We start from the raw sequence: 20923 nt of genomic DNA, 5'->3' as shown, positions 1-20923 counted from the left end.
TGGCTCTCCTGAAGGATTATGTTTTAGGCGGCGGGCCGCGGACGGGTGTTGCGGAACTCGATCCGCTTCTTGCCGGTCCCGACCTCGACGATGCGCTTGACGAAGATGCCGGGGGTATGGATGTGGTCCGGATCGATCTCGCCGGCCGGCACCAGGTGCTCGACCTCGGCGACGGTGACCTTCGCGGCGGTCGCCATCATCGGGTTAAAGTTGCGCGCGGTCTTGCGGTAGACCAGATTGCCGGCGGTGTCGCCCTTCCAGGCATGGACGATGGCGACGTCGGCGAACAGGCCGCGTTCCATGATGTACTTCTCGCCGTCGAATTCCTTCACTTCCTTGCCCTCGGCGATCAGCGTGCCGACGCCGGTCTTGGTGTAGAAGGCCGGGATTCCGGCGCCGCCGGCGCGGATGCGCTCGGCCAGCGTGCCCTGCGGGTTGAACTCGAGCTCGAGCTCGCCGGCGAGATACTGTTGGGCGAACAGCTTGTTCTCGCCGACATAGGACGAGATCATCTTCTTGATCTGGCGGGTCTCCAGCAGCCGGCTGAGGCCGATGCCGTCGACGCCGGCATTGTTGGAGACGACGGTGAGGCCCTTGACGCCGGACTCGCGGATCGCGTCGGACAGGGTCTCGGCGATGCCGCAGAGGCCGAAGCCGCCCGACATGATCATCATGCCGTCCTTGAGGAGACCATCGAGTGCCGATTTGGCGTCGGGATAAACTTTGTTCATGCAGCGAATACCTGATGGAGGGCGCGGAACGGCTGTGGCAAAGCGGATTATTAGGCGAAATCTTCGCAATGCGTCAATCACGGCCCGGTGCGGCGACGGGCGGCGGCCCGCGGCAGCAACATGGCCTTGAAAGCGACAAGAAAACCCTTCAAGTTGCGTGGGTTGGCAGGGGCCTCCGGCGAGAGCCCGCTGTGTTCGACGACGACCCGACAAAATTCAACCCGACCCGGATATGTCATTGACGATGGCCCAAGGAATTAAGCGCCTGGGGATGCCGATCGCGGCGCTTTTCGGCCTGGCGCTGGTCGGGCTGGTCGGAACGTCGTGGTTCCTCAACCGGGACGCGCTGCAGCGCGCGGTGGAGGCGCAGATCCGCGCCGTGACCGGGCTCGAACTCGTCGTCAACGGCCCGATCGACGTCTCGGTTTTTCCGGGCAGCTACGTCTCCTTTCATAATGTCGGGCTGAAGGGCGCCGATACCATCGGTCCCGCCCTGCAGGTCGACGTGCTGACCGCCAATCTGCGCCTGCTGCCGCTGTTGCTGCGGCGGTTCGAGATTGCCGACGTCATGATGCTCCGTCCGCATATCCATGTGGTCCGCGACGGCGCCGGCGAGAGCAACTGGACGCCGTTCGTCGAGACCATCGCCAAGGCGATGACGCCCGGCGCCGAGAACCAGGTGTCGTTCTCCGAAATCCGGATCCAGGACGGCGAGCTGAACTACCAGGACGGCACCAACAACATCTCCGAGCAGCTCGGCGATATCGACCTGTCGCTGGCCTGGCCCTCGATCTCGCGTTCCTTTGCCGCAACCGGCCAGTTCGACTGGCGCGGCGAACGCGTCGACGGCTCGATCAGCGCCAGCGACTTCGTCGCGTTGCTGTCGGGCGACCGCTCCGGTCTGAAGGCACGGCTCGCCAGCGCGCCGCTGAAAGTTGCTTTCGACGGAACCGTCGCCAACCGCACCAGCCTGATGATGGAAGGCGTCGCCACCATGGACTCACCGTCGCTGCGCAACGCGTTGCGCTGGATGGGCCAGGCCCCGCCCGGCGGCGGTGGCGGCTTCGGCCGCTTCGCGCTGAAGGCCCGCGCCAATGTGGTCGGCGGCTCGGTCGCGCTCACCAATGTCAATGTCGAGCTCGACGGCAACGTCGCCGAGGGCGTGATGACCTACGCCAATAACGGCCGGCAGACGCTGCAGGCGACGCTTGCCGCCGGCAACCTCGATTTCACGCCTTACATCTCGACGTTCCGCCTGCTGGCCAGCGGCCAGCGCGACTGGAACAGGCAGCTGTTCGACCTTTCCTCGCTGTCGTCGACCGATCTCGACATGCGCCTGTCGGCGGCCAAGGTCACGGTCGGCCCGTCCAAGCTCGGCCGCACCGCGTTCGGCGCCAATCTGCGCGGCGGCGCGCTGGCGCTCAGCGTCGGCGAGGCGCAGATGTATGGCGGCATCGCCAAGGGCTCGTTCGCGATCGCGCGCTCGGATGCGGTCGCCGACGTCAGGGCGCAATTCCAGTTCACCGATGTCGATCTGCAGGCCTGCGCCAGCGAATTGTTCGGCATCAACAAGCTGTCCGGCCGCGGCAACCTGAACGTCTCGCTGACCGCCTCGGGCTCGAGCCCGTTCGGGCTCGCGTCGTCGCTCGACGGCACCGCGACGCTGAATGGACATGACGGCGCGATCGCGGGCTTCAATGTCGAGCAGCTGTTGAAGCGGCTGGAGAAGCGGCCGCTGTCCGGCGGCGGCAATTTCCGCTCCGGCTCGACGCCCTACGACAATCTCAGCATCTCGGTGAAATTCGCCGACGGCGTCGCGACCGCTGACGACATTCATGTCGAAAGCCCCACCGCGAAGATCACGCTGACCGGCACGGCCTCGGTGCCGTCGCGCGAATACGATCTCAAGGGCGTCGCCAGCCTGACCTCGGCATCGGCCGGCGGCAACGGTTTCGATCTGCCCTTCGTGATCCAGGGCCCGTGGGACGATCCGCTGATCTTCCCCGATCCGGAAAGCCTGATCCGCCGCTCGCCGGCCTCCGCTCCGCTGCTCGATGCGGTGAAGGATCGCAAGACCCGTGACGCGGTGCGCTCGGTGATCGAGCGCTTCACCGGCGGAGGAGCCGCACGGCCCGCGGCGGCGCCCGATGCTGCGGCAGGCGCGCCCGGCGGCGCACCGGCGGCGTCGGCCGAGAATGCGAAGTCGAACTGAATCCATTCACTTTGCGCATCGATGCACCGGGACCGATCCACGCGCTCGCCGCAAACCCCTACACAAGTCGGCGGCGCGACATCTTTATCGGGTCACGGGCATGCGCTAGTGTTTTCTCCAACCGGTTAAAAAGCCGGCCTCATGAGGGAGAACAACGTGAGATCCAAGGTTATCGGTGCGCTATCAATTGCGGTCGCCGCGGTCGGCCTGTTCGCCGCAACTGCACCCGCTCTGGCCCAGGGCAAGACGATCACCGTCTGGTGGGGCAAGGGATTTTACAAATCCGAAGACGACGCGCTGCTCGAGACGATCAAGAAATTCGAAGCCAAGACCGGCATCAAGGTCGAACTGTCGCAATACGCGATCCAGGACATGATTCCGAAGACGGTCGCCGCGCTCGATTCCGGCACCGTGCCCGACGTCGCCTATTCGGACACCTACGATGTGCAGGCCCAGGGCAAATGGGCCTATGAAGGCAAACTCGAGGATCTCTCCGACATCCTGCTGCCGATGAAGGACGCGTTCGCGCCGAACACGCTGGAGACGGCGCTGCTCTACAACGACGTCGCCAAGAAGAAGGCCTATTACGGCTTCCCGCTGAAGCAGCAGAGCATGCACGTCCAGATCTGGGGCGACATGCTCGAGAAGGCCGGCTTCAAGGCCGCCGACATCCCGACCAAGTGGGAGGATTACTGGTCGTTCTGGTGCGACAAGGTGCAGCCGGCGATCCGCAAGGCGACCGGCCAGCGCATCTACGGCGTCGGCCAGCCGATGGGCGTGGAATCCACCGACTCGTTCCAGTCGTTCTACACCTTCATGGACGCCTATCATGTCAAGCTGGTCGACGACGACGGCAAGCTCCTGGTCGACGATCCCAAGGTGCGCGACGGGTTGATCCACGCGCTGAAGGACTACACCGACACCTACATCAAGGGCTGCACGCCGCCCTCCTCGACGACCTGGAAGGATCCGGACAACAACGTCGCCTTCCACAACAAGACGATCGTGATGACCCACAATTTCACGATCTCGATCGCGGCGAAGTGGTTCGAGGATTCCACCAACCCGGCGCTGACCGACGCGCAGCGCGCCGCCGGCAAGCAGGCCTATGAGCAGGACATCATCACCGCGTCCTTCCCCAAGGCACCGGACGGCTCGACCATCAAGTACCGCTCCGACGTCAAGACCGGGCTGATCTTCGCCAACGCCAAGAACAAGGCGGAAGGCAAGCAGTTCATCGCGTTCCTGATGCAGGAAGACAATGTGCGGCCCTATGTCGAGGGCGCGCTCGGTCGCTGGTTCCCGGTGACCAAGGCCAGCCAGGCGAGCCCGTTCTGGCAGGCCGACCGGCACCGCAAGGCGGTGTGGAATCAGTTCACCGGCGGCACCGCGCCGTTCGACTTCACCAAGAACTGGAAGTTCACCATCCTGAACAACGAGAACGTCTGGGCCAAAGCCATGAACCGCGTCGTCAGCGAGAAGGTGCCGGTGGACAAGGCCGTCGACGAACTGATCGCCCGCATCAAGCAGGTCGCGGGGTAACATCAACGATGACCGGCACTGCCGACACTTGCTCCGCGTCGTCCCGGCGAAAGCCGGGACCATACGCCGAGGCAGTAATTTGGGAGCAGGCTGGTCGACGGCTTTCTGGCAACGGCCGGGCCCTGTGGTTATGGGTCCCGGCCTTCGCCGGGACGACGACGTAGGCGACATCGACGACGTAAGCGACATCTTAGAGTAATCGAATGGCGATCACACTCTCCGCATCCGATGTCCCCTCGCCGCCGTTGTCGGCGCGGCTGTCGCCGCCGCAGGTCTGGGGCATCGTGCTGCTCGCGCCCTATCTGCTCGTCTTCCTCGCCTTCGTGGTCTATCCGGTCGGCTACGGCCTGTGGCTGGCGCGCCATCCGGCGAGCTATGTCGCGCTCTATCACGACCCGATCTTCGCGCGCGCGGCGATCAACACGCTGATCTTCCTGGTCATCGGCATCAACATCAAGATGCTGATCGCGCTGTTCCTGTCCGGCTTCTTCGCCCAGCAGCGGCCCTGGATCAGGTGGCTGTCTGTCATCTTCATCCTGCCCTGGGCGGTGCCCTCGATCCCGACCATCCTGTCGGTGCGCTTCATGCTCAATCCCGAATGGGGCGTGGTCAACCAGCTGATCTTCAAGTTCACCGGCGACGACGGCCCGAACTGGCTGAACGATCCGTCGGTCGCTTTGGCGATGGCGATCGGCGTGCACATCTGGAAGTCGCTGCCGTTCTGGACGCTGATCCTGCTGACCGGGCGGCTCGCGATCTCGCACGATCTGTACGAGGCCTCCGACGTCGACGGCGCCAATTGGTGGCAGAAATTCCGCTACATCACCTGGCCGTCGATGCAGACGCTCTACATCACCTGCACGCTGCTCTCGATGATCTGGACGCTCGGCGACTTCAACAGCGTCTACTTGCTCACCGGCGGCGGCCCCGCCGACCTCACCCACGTGCTGTCGACCCTCGGCATCCGCTATCTGCGCCTCGACCAGCTCTCGCTGGCGATGGCCTCGATCGTCTGCGCCATGCCGTTCGTGCTGCCGCTGGTCTATTTCATGATGAAACGGTTGTCGCGATGAAGCTGCCCACCCTCCGCGAAGTCGGTACCGAAGCCAAGCTGCTGCTGATCGGCATCCCGGTCTTCATCTGGACCATGATCCCGATCTACCACATGTTCGTGTTCGCGATCTCGCCGAAGGAGGACGCGTTCACCGGCAAGCTGTGGCCGACGCATCCGACGCTGCACAATTTCTCGATCGTGTTCCACCAGCAGCATTACTTCCTGCGCGACTTCTGGATCCAGTTCTGGAATTCGACCGTGATCGCGCTCGCGGTCGGTGCGCTGACGTTGTTCGTCGCCACCGCCGCCGCGTTCTCGATCTCGCGGCTGCGCGTGCCGGGCGGCCGCGCCGTCATGAACATGGCGCTGTTCACCTACTTCATTCCGGCCGCGTTCCTCGCCGTGCCGATGTACCGCACCATGGGCAATTACGGCCTGCTCAACAATCACTGGTCGCTGATCCTCGCGATGGTGACGATCGCCGCGCCCTACGCGATCTGGGTCCTGAAGCAGGCCTCCGACAAGCTGCCGGTCGAGCTCGACGAGGCCGCGACGATGGACGGCGCCACCACACTGCAGCTGTTCCGCCTGGTCTATGTGCCCTTGATGATGCCGTCGCTGGTCGCGGTCGGCACCTATGCGATCCTGCTCGCCTGGAACGAATATCTCTACGCGTTCCTGCTGCTGTCGAAGGACACCGACATCACGCTGCCGGTCGCGCTCGGCAACTTCCTCGCCGCGGACGACTCGCCGTGGGAGCTCCTGATGACCACCGGCTTCATCTACGCGCTGCCGCCGGCCGCGGTCTATTACGCCTTCAAGCGCTACATGGTCGGCGGGCTGACGGCAGGCGCTGTCAAGTCGTGACGCGCTGTCATTCCGGGATGGTGCGTTAGCACCAGACCTCAGATGCGCAATTGCGCATCGGGGAATCTCGAGATTCCGGGTTCGATGTTTCACATCGCCCCGGAATGACGGAAATTACAGCGGCGCGGCGCTCTCGCCGCGCGCGCTCGACAGTTTCGACGCGAACGAGGCGATCACGATGATCACGGCAATCAGCGCGATCCCCAGCGTGCAGATCGCGTTGATCTCGGGTTTCACTCCGAGCCGGACCTCGGAATAGATCCGGATCGGCAGCGTCGCCGAACCCGGGCCGGTGGTGAAGCTCGCGATCACGACGTCGTCGAGCGACAGCGTGAAGGCAAGCATCCACCCCGCCACGATCGCCGGCACGATCAGCGGCAGCGTCACCAGGAAGAACGCCCGCACCGGATCGCAGCCGAGGTCCATCGCGGCCTCCTCCAGGCTGCGGTCGAGCGTAGCGAGGCGCGACTGCACCACGACCGTGACGAAGCACATCGTCAGCGTGGTGTGGGCGATCGTCACCGTCCAGAACCCGCGCTCGGCATTGAGCGCCACGAACAAAAGCAGCAGCGACAGGCCGGAGATCACCTCGGGCATGACCAGCGGCGAATACAACATGCCGGAGAACAGTGCCCGGCCCCGGAACCGCTCGCCGCGCGCCAGCCCGATCGCCGCCAGCGTGCCCAGCAGTGTCGCCAGCGTCGCCGACACCGCGGCGACCGACAGGCTCATCCACGCCGCTTCCAGCATGGCGCGGTCGCCAAAGAACTCGCGGTACCAGCGCAGCGACCAGCCGCCCCACACCGTCACCAGCCGCGAGGCGTTGAACGAGTAGATCACGAGGATGACGATCGGCAGATAGAGGAACGCCAGCCCGAGCGCCAGCGACGTCATGTTGAAGCGGGTGAGCCTGGTGAGCCTGGTGACGGGGCGCGTCATCAGCTGTTGGCCTTGAGCTGACGCCGCTGCAGGCGATCGTAGAGTACGAGCGGCGGCACCAGCAGCAGCAACAAGGCGACCGCGGCGGCCGATGCGACCGGCCAGTCCTTGTTGGTGAAGAACTCGAGCCACAGCGTCTGCCCGATCATCAGCGAGTTGGAGCCGGCGAGCAGGTCGGGGATCACAAACTCGCCGACAACAGGAATGAAGCAGAGCAGCGCGCCGGCGCCGACGCCGGGCAGCGACAGCGGGAATGTCACCAGCCAGAACGCCTGCAACGGCGAGGCGCCGAGATCGCCCGCGGCCTCCAGCAGCGACGCGTCCATCCTGGAGAGCGTCGCATAGAGCGGCAGGATCATGAACGGCAGATAGGAATAGACGATGCCGAGGTACATCGCGCTGTCCGTCGACAGCCAGACCACCGGCGCGGACACGATGTGCAGCGCCAGCAGAACCTGGTTGAGCAGGCCGTCATGCTGCAGGATGTTGATCCAGGCATAGATGCGGATCAGGAACGAGGTCCAGAACGGCACGATGACCAGCATCATCGCCACGCCCTGCCAACGCTGCGGCAACCGCGCCATGCCGTAGGCAATGGGATAACCGATCAGGAGCAGGATCAGCGTCGCGGTCACCGCGACGACGAGGCTGCGCAGATAGGACAGGATGTAGAGATTGTCCGAGATCAGCAGGCGGAAATTGTCGAACGACAATTGCGCGAACGCCGCGGCCAGCGCCGCGCGGCCCTCAGTGAACTCGAACACCGGCGTATAGGGCGGCTGCGCGATCGCGGTCTGCGACAGGCTGATCTTCAGCACGAAGCCGAACGGCACCAGGAAGAACAGCACCATCCACAGATAGGGCGCGATCGCGGCGAACCGCGCCGGCCGGGCGAAGATGCGGCGCGCGCTCATTGTTCGAGCACCAGGCAATCGTCGGCGGTGAACCATGCCACCACACGCTGGCCGGCGAGATAGGCATCTACATCGAGCCGCGCGGTGTTGGCCATCGACGCGCGCACCACCGCGCCCGTCTCCAGCTTCACCCGGTAGCTGGTCACGCCGCCGAGATAGTTGACGTCGGTGACGACGCCGTCCAGCCGGTTGATCGCCTGCGACGCGCCGCCGTCCGTTGCCGGCGCGCGGCGCGACAGCTTCACCTTCTCGGGGCGGATCGCGACGGCAACGACCTGCCTGGTCACCGGCGGCCACAGCTCGCTGACCGCCAGCCTGCCCGCATCAGCCGTCGCGACCGTCAGGCGCCCGTTCTCGCGGGACGTGACCTCGCCGTTGAACAGATTGATGTCGCCGACGAACTCGGCGATCCAGCGCGAGGCCGGCGCCTCGTAGAGATTGCGCGGGGTGGCGACCTGGACCAGACGGCCGGCATCCATCACCCCGATGCGGCCGGCCATCGTCATCGCCTCCTCCTGGTCGTGGGTGACGATGATGAAGGTCATGCCGAGCCGGCGCTGCAACTCCATGAGCTCTCCTTGCGTGCTCTCGCGCAGCTTCTTGTCGAGCGCCGCGAGCGGCTCGTCGAGCAGCAGCACCTGCGGGCGCCGCGCCAGCGAGCGCGCCAGCGCGACGCGCTGCCGCTGTCCGCCGGAGAGCTGGTCGGGCTTGCGCTTCTCCATCCCCTCGAGCTTGACGAGCGCCACCATCTCGGCGACGCGGGCCGCGATGTCGCCGCGCGCCATGCCGGCACGCTTCAGACCGAAGGCGATGTTGTCGCGCACCGACAGATGCGGGAACAGCGCGTAGTTCTGGAACATCATGTTGACGGGCCGCTCATGCGGCAGCACCTGCGCGATGTCGCTGCCGCCAAGCAGGATGCGGCCCTCGTCCGGCGTCTCGAAGCCGGCGAGCATGCGCAGCAGCGTGGTCTTGCCGCAGCCGCTCGGGCCGAGCAGCGCGAAGAACTCGCCGGCGCGGATATCGAGCGAGAGCTTGTCGACCGCGCGGAAATTGCCGAACGACTTGGCGACACCCTCGACCCGCAGCAGCGGCATGTCCGAGACGGCCGGTTCAGGCAACGGCCTTGCCGCCTCCGCACTCGCTTCGCCCGATGTCACGTCCGTCAGCCCCGATTCCCCGTAAGGTCCGATTCTGGCGGCAAGCTAGCGGTGGATCGCCACCGGCTCAACCGCCTCACGGACATCTCCCGCAATATTGTCGGCGTCCGCGCCTCTGCTAGACTCCGCAGCCAAATCCGGGAGGGCAACCGATGATTCACGACCGCTACGGCCTGCCGCTGACAACGACCTCGGACCGCGCCGCCGCCTACTATGTCGACGGCGTCGATCGCATGCTGGCGGCGCTGCATGGCGCCGATGCGGCATTCGAGGCGGCGATCGCCGAGGACCCCGATTTCGCATTGGCCCATATCGGCCGTGCCCGCGTCCACCAGCTCAACATGGAAGGCGCCAAGGCCCGCGCCAAGGCGGCCGATGCACGGCAGCTGGCCGCGGCCGCAAGCCCGCGCGAGCGCCAGCACATCGAGATCATGGCGTCTGTGATCGAGGGCCAAGGCAAGAAGGCGATGGCCGCGGCCGAGCAGCATCTCAGCGAATATCCGCGCGATGCGCAGGTGCTGTCGCTGTTGCTCGGCGCCTTCGGCCTCTATGCGTTCTCCGGCCGGCCCGATCATGACGCCGCGCGGCTTGCCGTCTGCGAGCGTTACGCCGGCGACTATGGCGACGATTGGTGGTTCCTCACCTATCTCGGCTGGTCGAAAACCGAGGCCGGCGATATCGTCTCGGGTCGCGCCATCACCGAGCGCGGCTATGCGCTGAAGCCGGAGAACGCCGGCGCCGCGCACGCGGTCGCGCATGCGTTGTTCGAGCAGGGCGACGCGGCGGAAGGCCGCAGCTTCCTTTCCGCCTGGCTGCCGGCGAATGACCGGACGAGTTTCCTGCAGGGCCATCTCGCCTGGCACCTGGCCTTGATCGCGATCGAGGAAGGCGACGCCGACAGCGCGCTCGACATTTACGAGCAGCACATCAAGCCGGTAGGCCGCCCCTATCCGCCGCTCAATATCTTCACCGACACGGCCTCGCTGCTGTGGCGGCTGACGGTCGCCGGCAAGACCGGTCTCGAGCAGCATTGGAAGGATGTCGCCGCCTATGGCGACGGCTACTTCCCGAAGGCCGGCGCGCATTTCGCCGACGTGCACCACGCGCTGGTCGCAGCCACGACCAACAACGACGCGCTCGAGGCGCGGCTGGTCGAGATGGCCGCGCGCGCTGCCGACGGCAGACTGGCGCCGGGCCCCGCGGCGATCGGGCTCGGCCGCGGGATCGCGGCCTTCGCCGCCGGCGATCACGACGACGCGGTGCGCATCCTTGCGCCGCTGATGCCAGAGCTGGTGCGAATCGGCGGCAGCCATGCGCAACGTGAATTGTGGGAGGACACCTTCATCGTCGCATGCCTGCGCGCCGGCCAGGGCCGGCAGGCAACGAGCCTGATCTCGGAGCGGCTGCATCGCCGTCCGTCCCGGCGCGACCTCGCCTGGTCACAGGAGGCGGCCCGGCAATAGCCGCTGCTGGAGCTCTCCTCCTTCCCTGAAAGGGGGAAGGTCGGGATGGGGGTCGGCCACGAACGACACCGGTTGTCATGGAGGCAGAATCCCCACCCGCTTTGCTCTGGCGAGCAAAGCGACCTCCCCTTTTCAAGGGGAGGTTTGAATCGAGCTCAATCCATCTTCGCCATGAACGCCGCAAGCGCGTCGCGATCGGCTTGCGGCATGGTCAGCCCGAGCTTTGAGCGGCGCCACAGGATATCGTCGGCAAAGCGCGCCCATTCCTTGCGCATGAGGTAGCGCACCTCGGCGCCGGTCAGTTCGGGACCGAAGGCCGGGCCGAGATCGGCCTTCTCTTTGGCGTCGCCCAGAACATCTCTGACGTTCAGCCCATAGGCGGCCACCAGCCGCCGCGCCTGCGCCTCGCCGAGGAAGCGCCAGCGGTCGCGGACGATGTCGACCTCGGTCTCGAAGCGCTGCCACGCGAACTCGCCGCCCGGCAGCGGCGCCGTTGCGGTCCAGCGCGGCGTCATCGGATAAAACCGCGTGAACTCCGACACCGTCCGCTCGGCGCGGCGCCGCGCGGTGGTGACGTCGCCGACCGAAGATCGTAAGCAGTGGCGCCTTGCCGCGCCTGACATCGAGCAGCGCTGCGCCATCGCTCATGTGCCGGCGCGCGGGCACGAGCACGGAATTGGCACCGGAGACGGTCCGCAGCACATCGACTGGAGCGATCTGTTCGCGAAAGTAGCGATTGGCTGCGTCGCAGAGATAGGCCTCCTCGCGCACACCAATTGCGACCACCGCCGGATCACCCTTGAAGGGATGACTGACGCTGCCGATCAGGGTGAAGTCGCGCTCGTAGGGACTGGCGAAGATCAACCGGCCGTCAGGGTTCTGAAACACATAGACGTTGTCGCAGTCGAACAGGCGGCGCACGACAATCTGGCTGATCTGCACGGTCGCAAGCTGCGGCGCGGGCACGCGCAGCACGATGTCGGCGACCGAGGCGCTCCACGCGCCGGTCGCGCTGACCAGCGCCCGCGCCGTGATCACCCGCCGGTAGCCGCGGTCGATCGCGACCAGCCGCCAGGTCTCGCCGCGCTCGGCCCGGGTCACGCGCGCGCCGGTGCGGATATCGGCGCCGCGCGCTGCGGCATCGACGGCGGTGAGCACGACGAGCCGGGAATCGTCGACGACGCAGTCGGAGTATTCGAACGCGGTTCCGAACGGCCGCTTCAGCGCATTGCCGACCGGATGGTGGGTGACATCGAGCGTCGCCGAGCGCGGCAGACCGCTGCGCGAAGTCAGCCGTTCGTAGAGCAGCAGCAACGACCGCAACTGCCACGGCGGCCGCTCCTCGGCATGCGCCGGGATCACGAAGCGCACCGGCCGCACCAGATGCGGCGCAATGCGCAGCAACACGTCGCGTTCCCTCAGCGCCCGGCGGACGCGGAAGAACTCCCGCCGTTCCAGCCCGGCCAGATCGCCATGGACCAGCCGTGGCGAAGCCTGCGATGCGCCGGAACCGAGATCGCCCTGCTCCAGCAGGATCACGCGCAGGCCGCGGCCGGCGGCATCACGAGCAATGCTCGTGCCGTTCAGGCCACCGCCGATGATCGCGACGTCGTAGTCCGCCATGCGCAACGCCTATCGCATTTCAATGCGAACAAAAGACGGGTTCGCACGAAAAATGCGTCAAGGCGCGGCGCTGAACTACATGATGTCCGGGTGAATCACGGCACACTCACCTTCCCGCTTGCGGGGCGATCGTACGTTTGCACGATTTCGGAATATTGGAATAATGCCCCTGAGTTGCCCGACGTGTCAAGTAGCCTGCTCGAACGCCGGCCGCCGCCGGCTACTTTGCATGGGGTTGTTTTCGATATTTTGGCAGCGCTCCTCCTGCGACGGCCCGCGAGCGGGAGAGGCACACCGTCTTCGCGACGGCTATCCAACCTGACTCCATCACGCGCTAGCCCGCGCCGGCCGCGGCAAAGAACTGTTCCGGTCCATCGACCTCGATCAGCTTCCTGCCGTCGATCACCCAGAATCGGTTGGCCACCGTGCGCACGAACTGGCGGTCGTGCGACACCAGGAGGCAGCTGGCCTGCTGTTCCATCAACTCGTCTTCCAGCGCCTCCTGGCCCTCGATGTCGAGGTGGTTGGTCGGCTCGTCGAGCAGATAGAAGTTCGGCTGGGTGAGCCGCAGCACCAGCATGCCGAGGCGGGCCTTCTGCCCGCCCGACAGCCGCCCGATCGGACGGCCCTGCATCTCGATCGAGAGCCCGGCGCCGGCGAGCAGGCCGCGCGCCCGCTGATCACCGACCTCGAAGCGCCGCGTCAGCATGCGCATCGGCGTGTCGCTATCGGCGAGATCGGCCAGCGCCTGATCGCAATAGCCAAGCACCAATGACTCGGTGGCCCGGATCTCGGCCGGTGCCGCTGCGGCATTCTCGATCGCCAGCCGCAGCGCCGCGACGAAGCGGGTCTTGCCGGCGCCATTCGGCCCGAGCAGCGCAATCCGGTCGCCCTTGCAGATGAACTGCTGGCCGGTCCTGAACAACAGCCGGCCGTCGGGTGTGGCGATCCCGGCGTTGTCCAGCCTGATCAGGACCCTGGCATGGGTGTCGCGGTTAGCGAGCCGGATCGTTCCGGCCGAGCGTTCCAGATGCGCGGGCTTCGCCGTCTCCTCCAGTCTCTCGGCGCGCTGCTTCAATTGCCTGGTCTTCGACAGCAGAAGGTCGCTGCCGGAATTGATGCCGAGATTGTTGAGCTTCGCGGCCTGCTGCCGGAGCTGCCGCACGGCCTTCATGTCGCGCTGATAGCGTCGCTCGTCCGAGGCATCGAATTCGTCGAGCGCCGCGCGCGCCGCGGTATAGGGCAGCGAGAACAGCTGCGACCGCTCCGGGCGCAGGAACAGTGTCCGGTTGGTCGTCGCATCGAGGAAGGCGCGATCGTGGCTTGCGATCACCACCGGCATCTCGCGCGGCAGTGCGTTCAGCCAGGCCTCAAGCCGGCCGATCTTGGCGAGGTCGAGATGGTTGGTCGGCTCGTCGAGCAGCAGCACGTCGGGCTCGGTCACCAGCACGCGGGCGAGCACCGCAAGCCGCAGCCAGCCGCCGCTCAGCTGCTTCAGCGGTCTCGTCCACAGCTCCTCCGGCACCTCGAGCGATTGCAAGGCGACGTCGACCCGCCAGCCCTCGCTGGCGCGCTGCTCGCCGGGAAGCGCCTCGAGCACGGCGGCATGGAACGGCGTATCCAGCAGTCTGGGCGGCGCATCCTGCTCGACATGGCCGACGGTCAGTCCGCGCGCGCGGGTTATATCGCCTTCGTTAGGCTCCATCGCATCTGCGATACAGCGCAGCAGCGTGGACTTGCCGCGGCCATTGGCGGCCACCAGCCCGATGCGGTCGCCGGCATTGACGACGAAATTCAGTTCGGAAAACAGCGGCGCGTTCAGCGTCACGCCGAGATTGCGGACATTGATGAGGGTCACGATCAATTCTCTGGTCTTGCCGGCAATCGCAACATCCCGAGGCGTCCAGCCATCATCGGATGTGCGTGTCGAAGCGCGGCGAGGGATTGATGTGCGGGCGCGAACGCTCAAGCGTCGACGCCGCACGGCCACGAAGGGCAGACCAGGAAGGATTTAGCGCGAGTTTCCGGTCAGCCCTGCAAACGCATCTGCAGGGCGTTGACGGGGCCACGCTTGAGGTGGGGATCGGTGTATCTCGCCACGACGCAGCCCTCCTTTCTCGGCTGAAATGATGTGGTGGGTCGAGATGTAGCCGGACGTGCAGCGGATGGCAAGCACAGCCGGCCGGGCGATTCAGGCCAAATTACCCGGCTCTGCGCACGGTTTCGGCAAGCTGGTCGCCGCCGACCAGCGCGGCGAATTGACCGATCGGGGCCGGCCTGCCGATCAGATAGCCCTGCACCGCGTCGCAGCCCTCTTCGGCGAGAAAGTCGAGCTGCGCCTCGGTCTCGACGCCCTCGGCGACGATCGACATTTCAAGGCCGTGGCCGAGATCGATCACCGCGCGCACGATCGCGGCCGATTGCGGGTTGCGGCCGAGATTGATGACGAAGGCACGGTCGATTTTGATCTTGTCGAACGGAAATGCCTGCAGGTAGCTCAGCGAGGAATAGCCGCTGCCGAAATCGTCCATCGAGATGCGGACGCCGAGCGCCTTCAGCCGCCGCAGCAGCGACAGGCCGCGGTCGAAATCCTCGATCAGCACGCCCTCGGTGATTTCGAGCTCGAGCCGGTCCGGCGTGAGCCCGGTCTCGAGCAGGATCGAATGCACGAGGCCGACGAGGTCGCCATGGGTGAATTGCGCCGGCGACAGGTTCACCGCGACCTGCAGCGGGATCGCCCAGGAGGCCGCCTCCCGGCAGGCTTCGCGCAGAATCCATTCGCCCATCTCGACGATCAGGCCGCTTTCTTCCGCGAGCGGAATGAAGTCGCCGGGCGGCACGAAGCCGCGCACCGGATGGTGCCAGCGCGCCAGCGCCTCGAAGCCGATGATCTGGCTGGCCGCCACGCTGCCGCCCGCGGCGGCCTGCGGCTGGTAGTAGAGCGACAATTCGCCATTCTTGATCGCGACCGACAGCTCCTGGTGCAGCACGCGGCGATCGCGGATCTGCTGGTCCATCTCCGGTTCGAAGATCGAGATCGTGCCGCGCGACTTCGCCTTGGCGCGAAACAGCGCCGCGCCGGAATTGGCCAGCAGCGACGCCGCGTCGGATCCGTTGTCCGGGAACACCGCGATCCCTGTGGTGAGGCCGGTTCGCACCGACTTGCCGTCGATCAGGAAATCCTGCCCGAGCGCCTCGGCGGCCTGCTCGGCCAGCGCGATGCCGGCGACCGGCTGCTTGCCGTCGATGATAAGGCCGAATTCGTCGCCGGACAGCCGCGCCACCACGCCGCCGCGCGCCACGGCCTGCAAACGCTGCGCGACCTCGATCAGCACCTTGTCGCCCATAGCATGGCCGTAGACGTCGTTGATCTCCTTCAACCCGTCGAGATCGACGCAGAGCACGGCGAACTCCTCGTCGGTGCCGTCGCAGGCCTCGATCATCTGGGTCAGCGCCTGCAGGAAGGCGGCGCGGTTCGGCAGATCGGTCAGGCCGTCATGATAGGCCATGTGCGCCATCCGCGACTCGGTCTGGCGCCGGTCGGTGACGTCCTCATGGGTCTTGATCAGATATTGCGGCTCGCCGACATCGTCGAGCACGGTCATGCGGCGGGTCAGGAACAGCCGCAGGCCGTCCTTGGTCGAGATCGGATGCTCCTCGGCGATCATGCTGCGCTTCCTGATCGCGGCCTCGTCGCGGGCGATGATCAGCTTGGCTTCACGCGCATTGAAGATGTCGGACGCGGTCAGGCCGGCGGCGTCCTCGCGGCGGCGATTGAGGATCGTCTCGGCGCTGCGGTTGGCCAGGAGGTAGCGGCCGTCGCTGACCCGCTGCACGATCAGCGAGACCGGGATGTTGTCGACCACGAGCTCGAGGAATTTCTTGTTGTTCTCGAGCTCGCGCGACAGCGAGCGGCGATCGGTGACGTCCTCGAACAGCGCGATCAGGAATTCCGGCTCGCCGGCCTCGTTGCGGGCGATCACGCGGTTGGAGGCGAGGATCCGCTTGTCCGAACCGCGTTCGACGAAGAATTCGCTGCGGTGATAGCCTTCCGCCGCGCTCAACGCCGCGCGGTCGGCGGTGTCGATGCTGGCGGCGGTCTCGGGGCGGAAGATCTCGTCGGCGCGCTTGCCCACGATGTGATCGCGCGAGAAGCGCGAGAAGCGCTCGAATGCGCGGTTGGCGAAGATGTAGCGGCCGTCCTCGATGTTCTTGGCCGCGACGCAGACCGGAACGTTGTCGAGCACCGATTCCAGGAATTGTGTGGTCGAGGCGAGCTTGCGCGACAGCTTGCGCTGGTCGGTGCAATCGAGATGGGTCGCGACCGAGCCGCCGTTCGGCAATGGAAAATACTTCACCAGCACCGACCTGCCGCCGGGCAGCTCGGTAACCAATCCCTCGGGCGCCGCGGCCCTGGCGAAGAAATCCTCGGCGCTGAGATCGAGCACGCCGCGGTCGCGGCGCAGTTCCAGCAGCTCGACGCCGGTCATGTTGCGCCTGATGTCGGCGCGCGACAGGCCGTAGATGTCGAGATAGCGGTCGTTGCAGAACACGATGCGCTCCTGCGCATCGGTCATCACCACGCCCTGGTTCAAATGGTTGAGTGCCGACGAGACGAAGGCGTTGCGCCGCAATTGCGCGCGCTTGGCCTTGCGCAGCGCCGAGAGAATCCACAGCCCGACCGCGCCGAAAAAGGACGCGACCACCACGCTGCCGATCAGGAGCTCCCAGACCAGGCCGGGATCGAGGCTGCCCAGATAGCTCGACGGCGCGAACGCACCGGTGCCGGCCCGAGCTGCAGCGCACGGCGCGACGGCGGCGATCAGGCAGAGCACGGCCCTTGCCGGAATCGAATTCTTCCCGCCCGCCTGCACCTTCCTGCCAACCATCGATCACCCGCGGATTTCCGGGGCGAGTGTCCGGCTCCGGCGGTTTGGATCGGGTAAACGCGTACTGATGCAACCGGAAAATGCTGACTTAATTTATGGCAATTGCCCTGACATGATTAATGCTCCACTAACAGGGCATGGCTTCCCAACTATTTGAGATGGCCCAAGCACTTGCCTAATAAGCACTTGCCCAAGGCGGCCGGATCGGCTGAACGATGTTGGCGGCAACGGTCATGGCGTGGCTGGGCGGAAATTTTCGGACCTGAAGGACGAGATGGACAGGGTTGATTGCGTGATCGTCGGTGCGGGGGTGATCGGCCTCGCCGTGGCGCGGCGGCTGGCACAGGCCGGCCGCGAAGTGATTGTGCTCGAGGAGGCCGAGGGGATCGGCACGGTGACCTCGTCGCGAAACAGCGAGGTGATCCACGCCGGCATCTACTACCGCGCCGGCAGCCTGATGGCGCGGATGTGCGTCAGCGGCAAGCGGGCGCTCTACCGCTACTGCGCCGAGCACGGCATCCCGCACAAGAATTGCGGCAAGCTGATCGTGGCCACCACGCCTGCGGAGACCGAGAAGCTGCAGTCGATCCGCGCGCATGCCGAGGCCAACGGCGTCGACGACATGCAGCTGTTGTCCGGCGAGGCGGCGCGCGCGCTGGAGCCGGCGCTGAATTGCGACGCAGCGCTGCTGTCGCCCTCGACCGGGATCATCGACAGCCATGCTTACATGCTGGCGCTGCGCGGTGACGCCGAGGCGGCCGGGGCGGCGTTCGCCTTCCATACGCCGCTGCTCCACGCCAGGGCCACCGCCGACGGGTTCGAGATCGAGGCCGGCGGCGCCGCACCGATAACGCTGGCCTGCGATCTCCTGGTCAATGCCGCCGGGCTCGGCGCGACGGCAGTCGCGCGCAACGTCGAGGGCATGCCGATCGAATTGATTCCAACGGCCTATTTGGCCAAGGGCAATTACTTCAGCTGCAGCGCCAGGGCGCCGTTCTCGCGGCTGATCTACCCGGTGCCGGAACCCGGCGGGCTCGGCGTGCACCTGACGCTCGACATGGCCGGCCAGGCGAGATTCGGGCCCGACGTCCAATGGATCGATCACATCGATTACGCGGTCGACCCTGATCGGGCCGAGCGGTTCTATCCGGCGATCCGGAAATACTGGCCGGCCCTGCCGGACGGCGCGCTGATGCCGAGCTATTCGGGAATCCGCCCCAAGATCGTGCCGCCGGCGGTGGCGACCCAGGATTTCCTGATCCAGGCGCCGGCCGATCATGGCGTCGCGGGCCTGATCAACCTGTTCGGGATTGAATCGCCCGGACTGACATCGTCCCTCGCGGTCGCCGACCATGTCGGCGCGTTGGCGGAACTCTGAGCAAATACAGTAAGGCCTCCCGGGGGATGCGCGCGCGCTTGGGCGTTCATCCCTCGGTGAAAGGCCAGGCTATTTGCTAATTTGCAGGGGGGCGGTCTAGTGGACCGTGTCGTCGGCGGACAGTCTCAACCGCTCGATTTGATCCTTGACCATCAACTTGCGGCGCTTCAGCTCGCAAATATGCAGGTCGTCTACAGAGGGGTGAACGAGCGCTTCGTGCAGTTCGTTCTCGAGTATTTTGTGTTTACGCTCCAGCTCAATGAGATGGGCCTGTATTGCCATTGCGAACACTCCTCGGTGCGTTAAACCTCAGGTTCGATCCGGACCGCCGAGTGTACACGAGTGGACGGCGCTGTCGATGGGGGACGCGAAATGCCGCACGCACTCATTTCGGTTTATCTGTAACCAATCGTGACTATGGAACCGGTCCGGCTTGCGCGGCGCGCGTTCAAGGAGGATATTCCGGCGAGCGGCGACTTCAGCCGCAACAACCTTATCGTGCTTATCAGTTAATACACAACCATGAACGATCAGGATGAGCGCGAACTAATCGCCGAACTCGCGCGGCTGCAACAAGAGCACCGCGACCTCGATGCCGCGATCGACGCGCTGCATCAGTCGCCGGCGCCGGATCTCTTGATGCTGCAGCGCTTGAAGAAGCGGAAGCTGCAACTGCGCGATCGCATCGCCTTTATCGAAGACCAGATCACGCCCGACATCATTGCCTGACGCGTGCCGCGGCGCGGGCCTTCGCGGTTCGGCGCTTCCGGTTCAGACCGGGCGACGGTTTTCCCCGTCATCCACATCGCCTCGCCGGCTTCACGTTCGCGGCAACGGACGGAAGGCGGTTTCCCGGCGCTTGACTCCACATGAACAAAAAGAGAACATGCCAGCCCAGCCGCCAGCCATCAGAGGGAGTTTCGCCATGTCCGCACCGCCTTCCCTGCCCGACAACAGCCGCTACGAGAAGGCCTGCGATCAGGCGATCGCGATGTGCGACGGCAACCTGCGCAGCACCATCAAGGCGCTGATCATGGCCAACGAATATCTGGAAGCCGAGCTTGAGGAATTGCAGGCCGCGATCACCGCCGGCTGCGTGCCGGCGCAGACCCGGGCGGCGACCGATGCCGCCTGATCCTTGGCCTGATCTTCAGGGAGCACAGCGATGGCCGATGTAACGTATTACGTGGCACTGCCCTTCATGCAGGATGATGACGGCACGCCGGTCGCCGGCAATGCCGAGGAATGCCAGAGCTCGGCGGTCGCGCTGCGCCGCGCGGAGACCATGTCGCGGATGCCCGGCAGCATCGGCGCCGTCGCGTTCAGCCGCACCGGCGATCCTGCGATCGGCGAATTCGGCGATGCCAAGCTGTTGCGTGCTTACGGAAATGTGCCGGAGGATTTGAGCGCGTTATAATTCTCGGGATTCGTGGCGCCGCTGGGCCTTGCGCACATACATCGCACGGTCGGCCTCATCGAGCACGCGATCGATATCCGAGTGCGCGGTAAGGATAGCAACGCCCGCGGAGGCGCCTGCGGTGACCTGGCTGTTACGAAACATGAAGGTCAACCGATCGATCGCCTCTTCCAGCGCAGCCGCCTTGGCGCGGGCATCGATCTCGCTGAGATTCCACAGCAGCACGGCGAACTCGTCACCGCCGAGACGGCCGATCACATCGGAAGCGCGCACCTGATCCGATATCGCGGCAACGATCGCCTTCAGCACCTCGTCGCCCGCCGCGTGGCCGAAGGCATCGTTGATCGGCTTGAGGCGATCGACGTCGAGCACGATCAGCGCACCGGAGGCCTGATAACGCTTGATGAAGGAGAGCGAACGGGCGAGCTCGCGCTCGAATCCGCGCCGGTTGAAGATGTCGAGCAGGAAGTCGGTCTCGGCGGAGGCCTGCAGCTCCTCGATCCGGGCCTGCGCCCGCGCCAGCTGCGCCCGCAAGCTGCGGATGGTCGATTTGTCGCCGGATGCGACCGCGCCTCGCGTGGAAGCTCCGGTTCCAGCCCGTTTGGTTCCAGCCCGCTTGGCTGCAGTCTTGCCCGGCCTGGATTTGCGCGCGGCGGGCGCGCCTTTCCGTCGTTTCGCGGCCCCGGAGGCGGCCGACGTCGTCTTCTTCTTCATGCGCATCCTTGTTGAGGCCT

17 protein-coding genes and 1 pseudogene are annotated in these 20923 nt (G+C 65.6%); 9 read left to right on the top strand and 9 right to left on the bottom strand.

The annotated features are described in order from the left end of the window. Nucleotides 1-23: 23 nt before the first annotated feature. Nucleotides 24-731: a CoA transferase subunit A gene (locus tag ACVWZM_RS26075; protein ID WP_016842309.1), complete on the bottom strand. Its 708-nt coding sequence runs from the start codon at nt 729-731 to the stop codon at nt 24-26. 244 nt (nt 732-975) lie between these two features. Here ACVWZM_RS26075 and ACVWZM_RS26070 point away from each other — a divergent pair, with 244 nt between their 5' ends. From ACVWZM_RS26070 to ACVWZM_RS26055, 4 genes are all read left to right on the top strand, one after another. Then, nucleotides 976-2943, top strand: a complete 1968-nt coding sequence (locus tag ACVWZM_RS26070; RefSeq protein ID WP_076829623.1) for an AsmA family protein — start codon at nt 976-978, stop codon at nt 2941-2943. Nucleotides 2944-3099: 156 nt separating this feature from the next. Beyond that, a complete protein-coding gene (locus ACVWZM_RS26065; protein WP_057019053.1) occupies nt 3100-4485 on the top strand; it encodes an ABC transporter substrate-binding protein in 1386 nt (461 codons plus the stop codon). A gap of 203 nt (nt 4486-4688) precedes the next feature. Next, the gene (locus ACVWZM_RS26060; RefSeq protein ID WP_076829621.1) at nt 4689-5558 is read left to right on the top strand and encodes a carbohydrate ABC transporter permease; all 870 of its coding nucleotides are present in this window, start codon (nt 4689-4691) and stop codon (nt 5556-5558) included. Beyond that, the gene (locus ACVWZM_RS26055) at nt 5555-6406 is read left to right on the top strand and encodes a carbohydrate ABC transporter permease (protein WP_076829618.1); all 852 of its coding nucleotides are present in this window, start codon (nt 5555-5557) and stop codon (nt 6404-6406) included. Before ACVWZM_RS26060 ends, ACVWZM_RS26055 begins: the two co-directional genes overlap by 4 nt. 114 nt (nt 6407-6520) lie before the next feature. Here the strand turns inward: ACVWZM_RS26055 and ACVWZM_RS26050 are convergent, their stop codons facing one another. Genes ACVWZM_RS26050 through ACVWZM_RS26040 form a run of 3 tightly spaced genes read right to left on the bottom strand, consistent with a single transcriptional unit; the run spans nt 6521 to nt 9356 of the window. Further along, nucleotides 6521-7345 carry an ABC transporter permease gene (locus tag ACVWZM_RS26050; RefSeq protein ID WP_456855280.1) on the bottom strand — a complete coding sequence of 275 codons (825 nt, stop codon included), beginning with the start codon at nt 7343-7345 and terminating at the stop codon, nt 6521-6523. Next, the gene (locus ACVWZM_RS26045; RefSeq protein WP_057019022.1) at nt 7345-8259 is read right to left on the bottom strand and encodes an ABC transporter permease; all 915 of its coding nucleotides are present in this window, start codon (nt 8257-8259) and stop codon (nt 7345-7347) included. The genes ACVWZM_RS26050 and ACVWZM_RS26045 overlap by 1 nt, the downstream gene beginning before the upstream one ends. Beyond that, on the bottom strand, nt 8256-9356 hold the full coding sequence (locus ACVWZM_RS26040) for an ABC transporter ATP-binding protein (RefSeq protein ID WP_244558894.1): 1101 nt from the start codon (nt 9354-9356) through the stop codon (nt 8256-8258). Before ACVWZM_RS26040 ends, ACVWZM_RS26045 begins: the two co-directional genes overlap by 4 nt. A gap of 296 nt (nt 9357-9652) precedes the next feature. Here ACVWZM_RS26040 and ACVWZM_RS26035 point away from each other — a divergent pair, with 296 nt between their 5' ends. After that, nucleotides 9653-10882: a tetratricopeptide repeat protein gene (locus ACVWZM_RS26035; RefSeq protein WP_082653939.1), complete on the top strand. Its 1230-nt coding sequence runs from the start codon at nt 9653-9655 to the stop codon at nt 10880-10882. Between the two features lie 155 nt (nt 10883-11037). On the opposite strand, the pseudogene ACVWZM_RS26030 reads toward ACVWZM_RS26035, so the two are convergent. The 3 genes and pseudogenes from ACVWZM_RS26030 to ACVWZM_RS26020 all read right to left on the bottom strand — a co-directional run bounded on the left by ACVWZM_RS26030 (nt 11038) and on the right by ACVWZM_RS26020 (nt 17394). After that, a pseudogene (locus ACVWZM_RS26030) lies at nt 11038-12505 on the bottom strand (glycerol-3-phosphate dehydrogenase). A gap of 334 nt (nt 12506-12839) precedes the next feature. Further along, on the bottom strand, nt 12840-14363 hold the full coding sequence (locus ACVWZM_RS26025; RefSeq protein WP_057019052.1) for an ABC-F family ATP-binding cassette domain-containing protein: 1524 nt from the start codon (nt 14361-14363) through the stop codon (nt 12840-12842). Between the two features lie 343 nt (nt 14364-14706). Then, entirely contained in the window at nt 14707-17394 is a 2688-nt protein-coding gene (locus ACVWZM_RS26020) for a sensor domain-containing protein (RefSeq protein ID WP_456855279.1), read from the bottom strand. A 274-nt stretch (nt 17395-17668) separates the two neighbouring features. Between ACVWZM_RS26020 and ACVWZM_RS26015 the strand changes: the two genes are divergently transcribed. After that, entirely contained in the window at nt 17669-18772 is a 1104-nt protein-coding gene (locus ACVWZM_RS26015; RefSeq protein ID WP_456855278.1) for an NAD(P)/FAD-dependent oxidoreductase, read from the top strand. Nucleotides 18773-18868: 96 nt separating this feature from the next. Here ACVWZM_RS26015 and ACVWZM_RS26010 read toward each other — a convergent pair whose 3' ends face one another. Further along, nucleotides 18869-19054 (bottom strand): YdcH family protein, encoded by a 186-nt coding sequence (locus ACVWZM_RS26010; RefSeq protein ID WP_016847370.1) that lies wholly within the window; start codon nt 19052-19054, stop codon nt 18869-18871. Between the two features lie 240 nt (nt 19055-19294). Here ACVWZM_RS26010 and ACVWZM_RS26005 point away from each other — a divergent pair, with 240 nt between their 5' ends. From ACVWZM_RS26005 to ACVWZM_RS25995, 3 genes are all read left to right on the top strand, one after another. Further along, nucleotides 19295-19501 carry a YdcH family protein gene (locus ACVWZM_RS26005; protein WP_016847372.1) on the top strand — a complete coding sequence of 69 codons (207 nt, stop codon included), beginning with the start codon at nt 19295-19297 and terminating at the stop codon, nt 19499-19501. Between the two features lie 196 nt (nt 19502-19697). Further along, a complete protein-coding gene (locus tag ACVWZM_RS26000) occupies nt 19698-19907 on the top strand; it encodes a hypothetical protein (RefSeq protein ID WP_253588851.1) in 210 nt (69 codons plus the stop codon). Nucleotides 19908-19937: 30 nt separating this feature from the next. Next, nucleotides 19938-20189: a hypothetical protein gene (locus tag ACVWZM_RS25995; RefSeq protein ID WP_018268738.1), complete on the top strand. Its 252-nt coding sequence runs from the start codon at nt 19938-19940 to the stop codon at nt 20187-20189. On the opposite strand, the gene ACVWZM_RS25990 is transcribed toward ACVWZM_RS25995, so the two are convergent. Next, nucleotides 20184-20909, bottom strand: coding sequence for a GGDEF domain-containing protein (locus tag ACVWZM_RS25990; protein WP_057019015.1), 726 nt, complete (start codon nt 20907-20909; stop codon nt 20184-20186). The genes ACVWZM_RS25995 and ACVWZM_RS25990 overlap by 6 nt on opposite strands. Between the last annotated feature and the right edge of the window lie 14 nt (nt 20910-20923).

Source organism: Bradyrhizobium sp. USDA 4501, from assembly GCF_054062115.1.
This window is presented reverse-complemented; position numbering and strand designations above follow the sequence as displayed.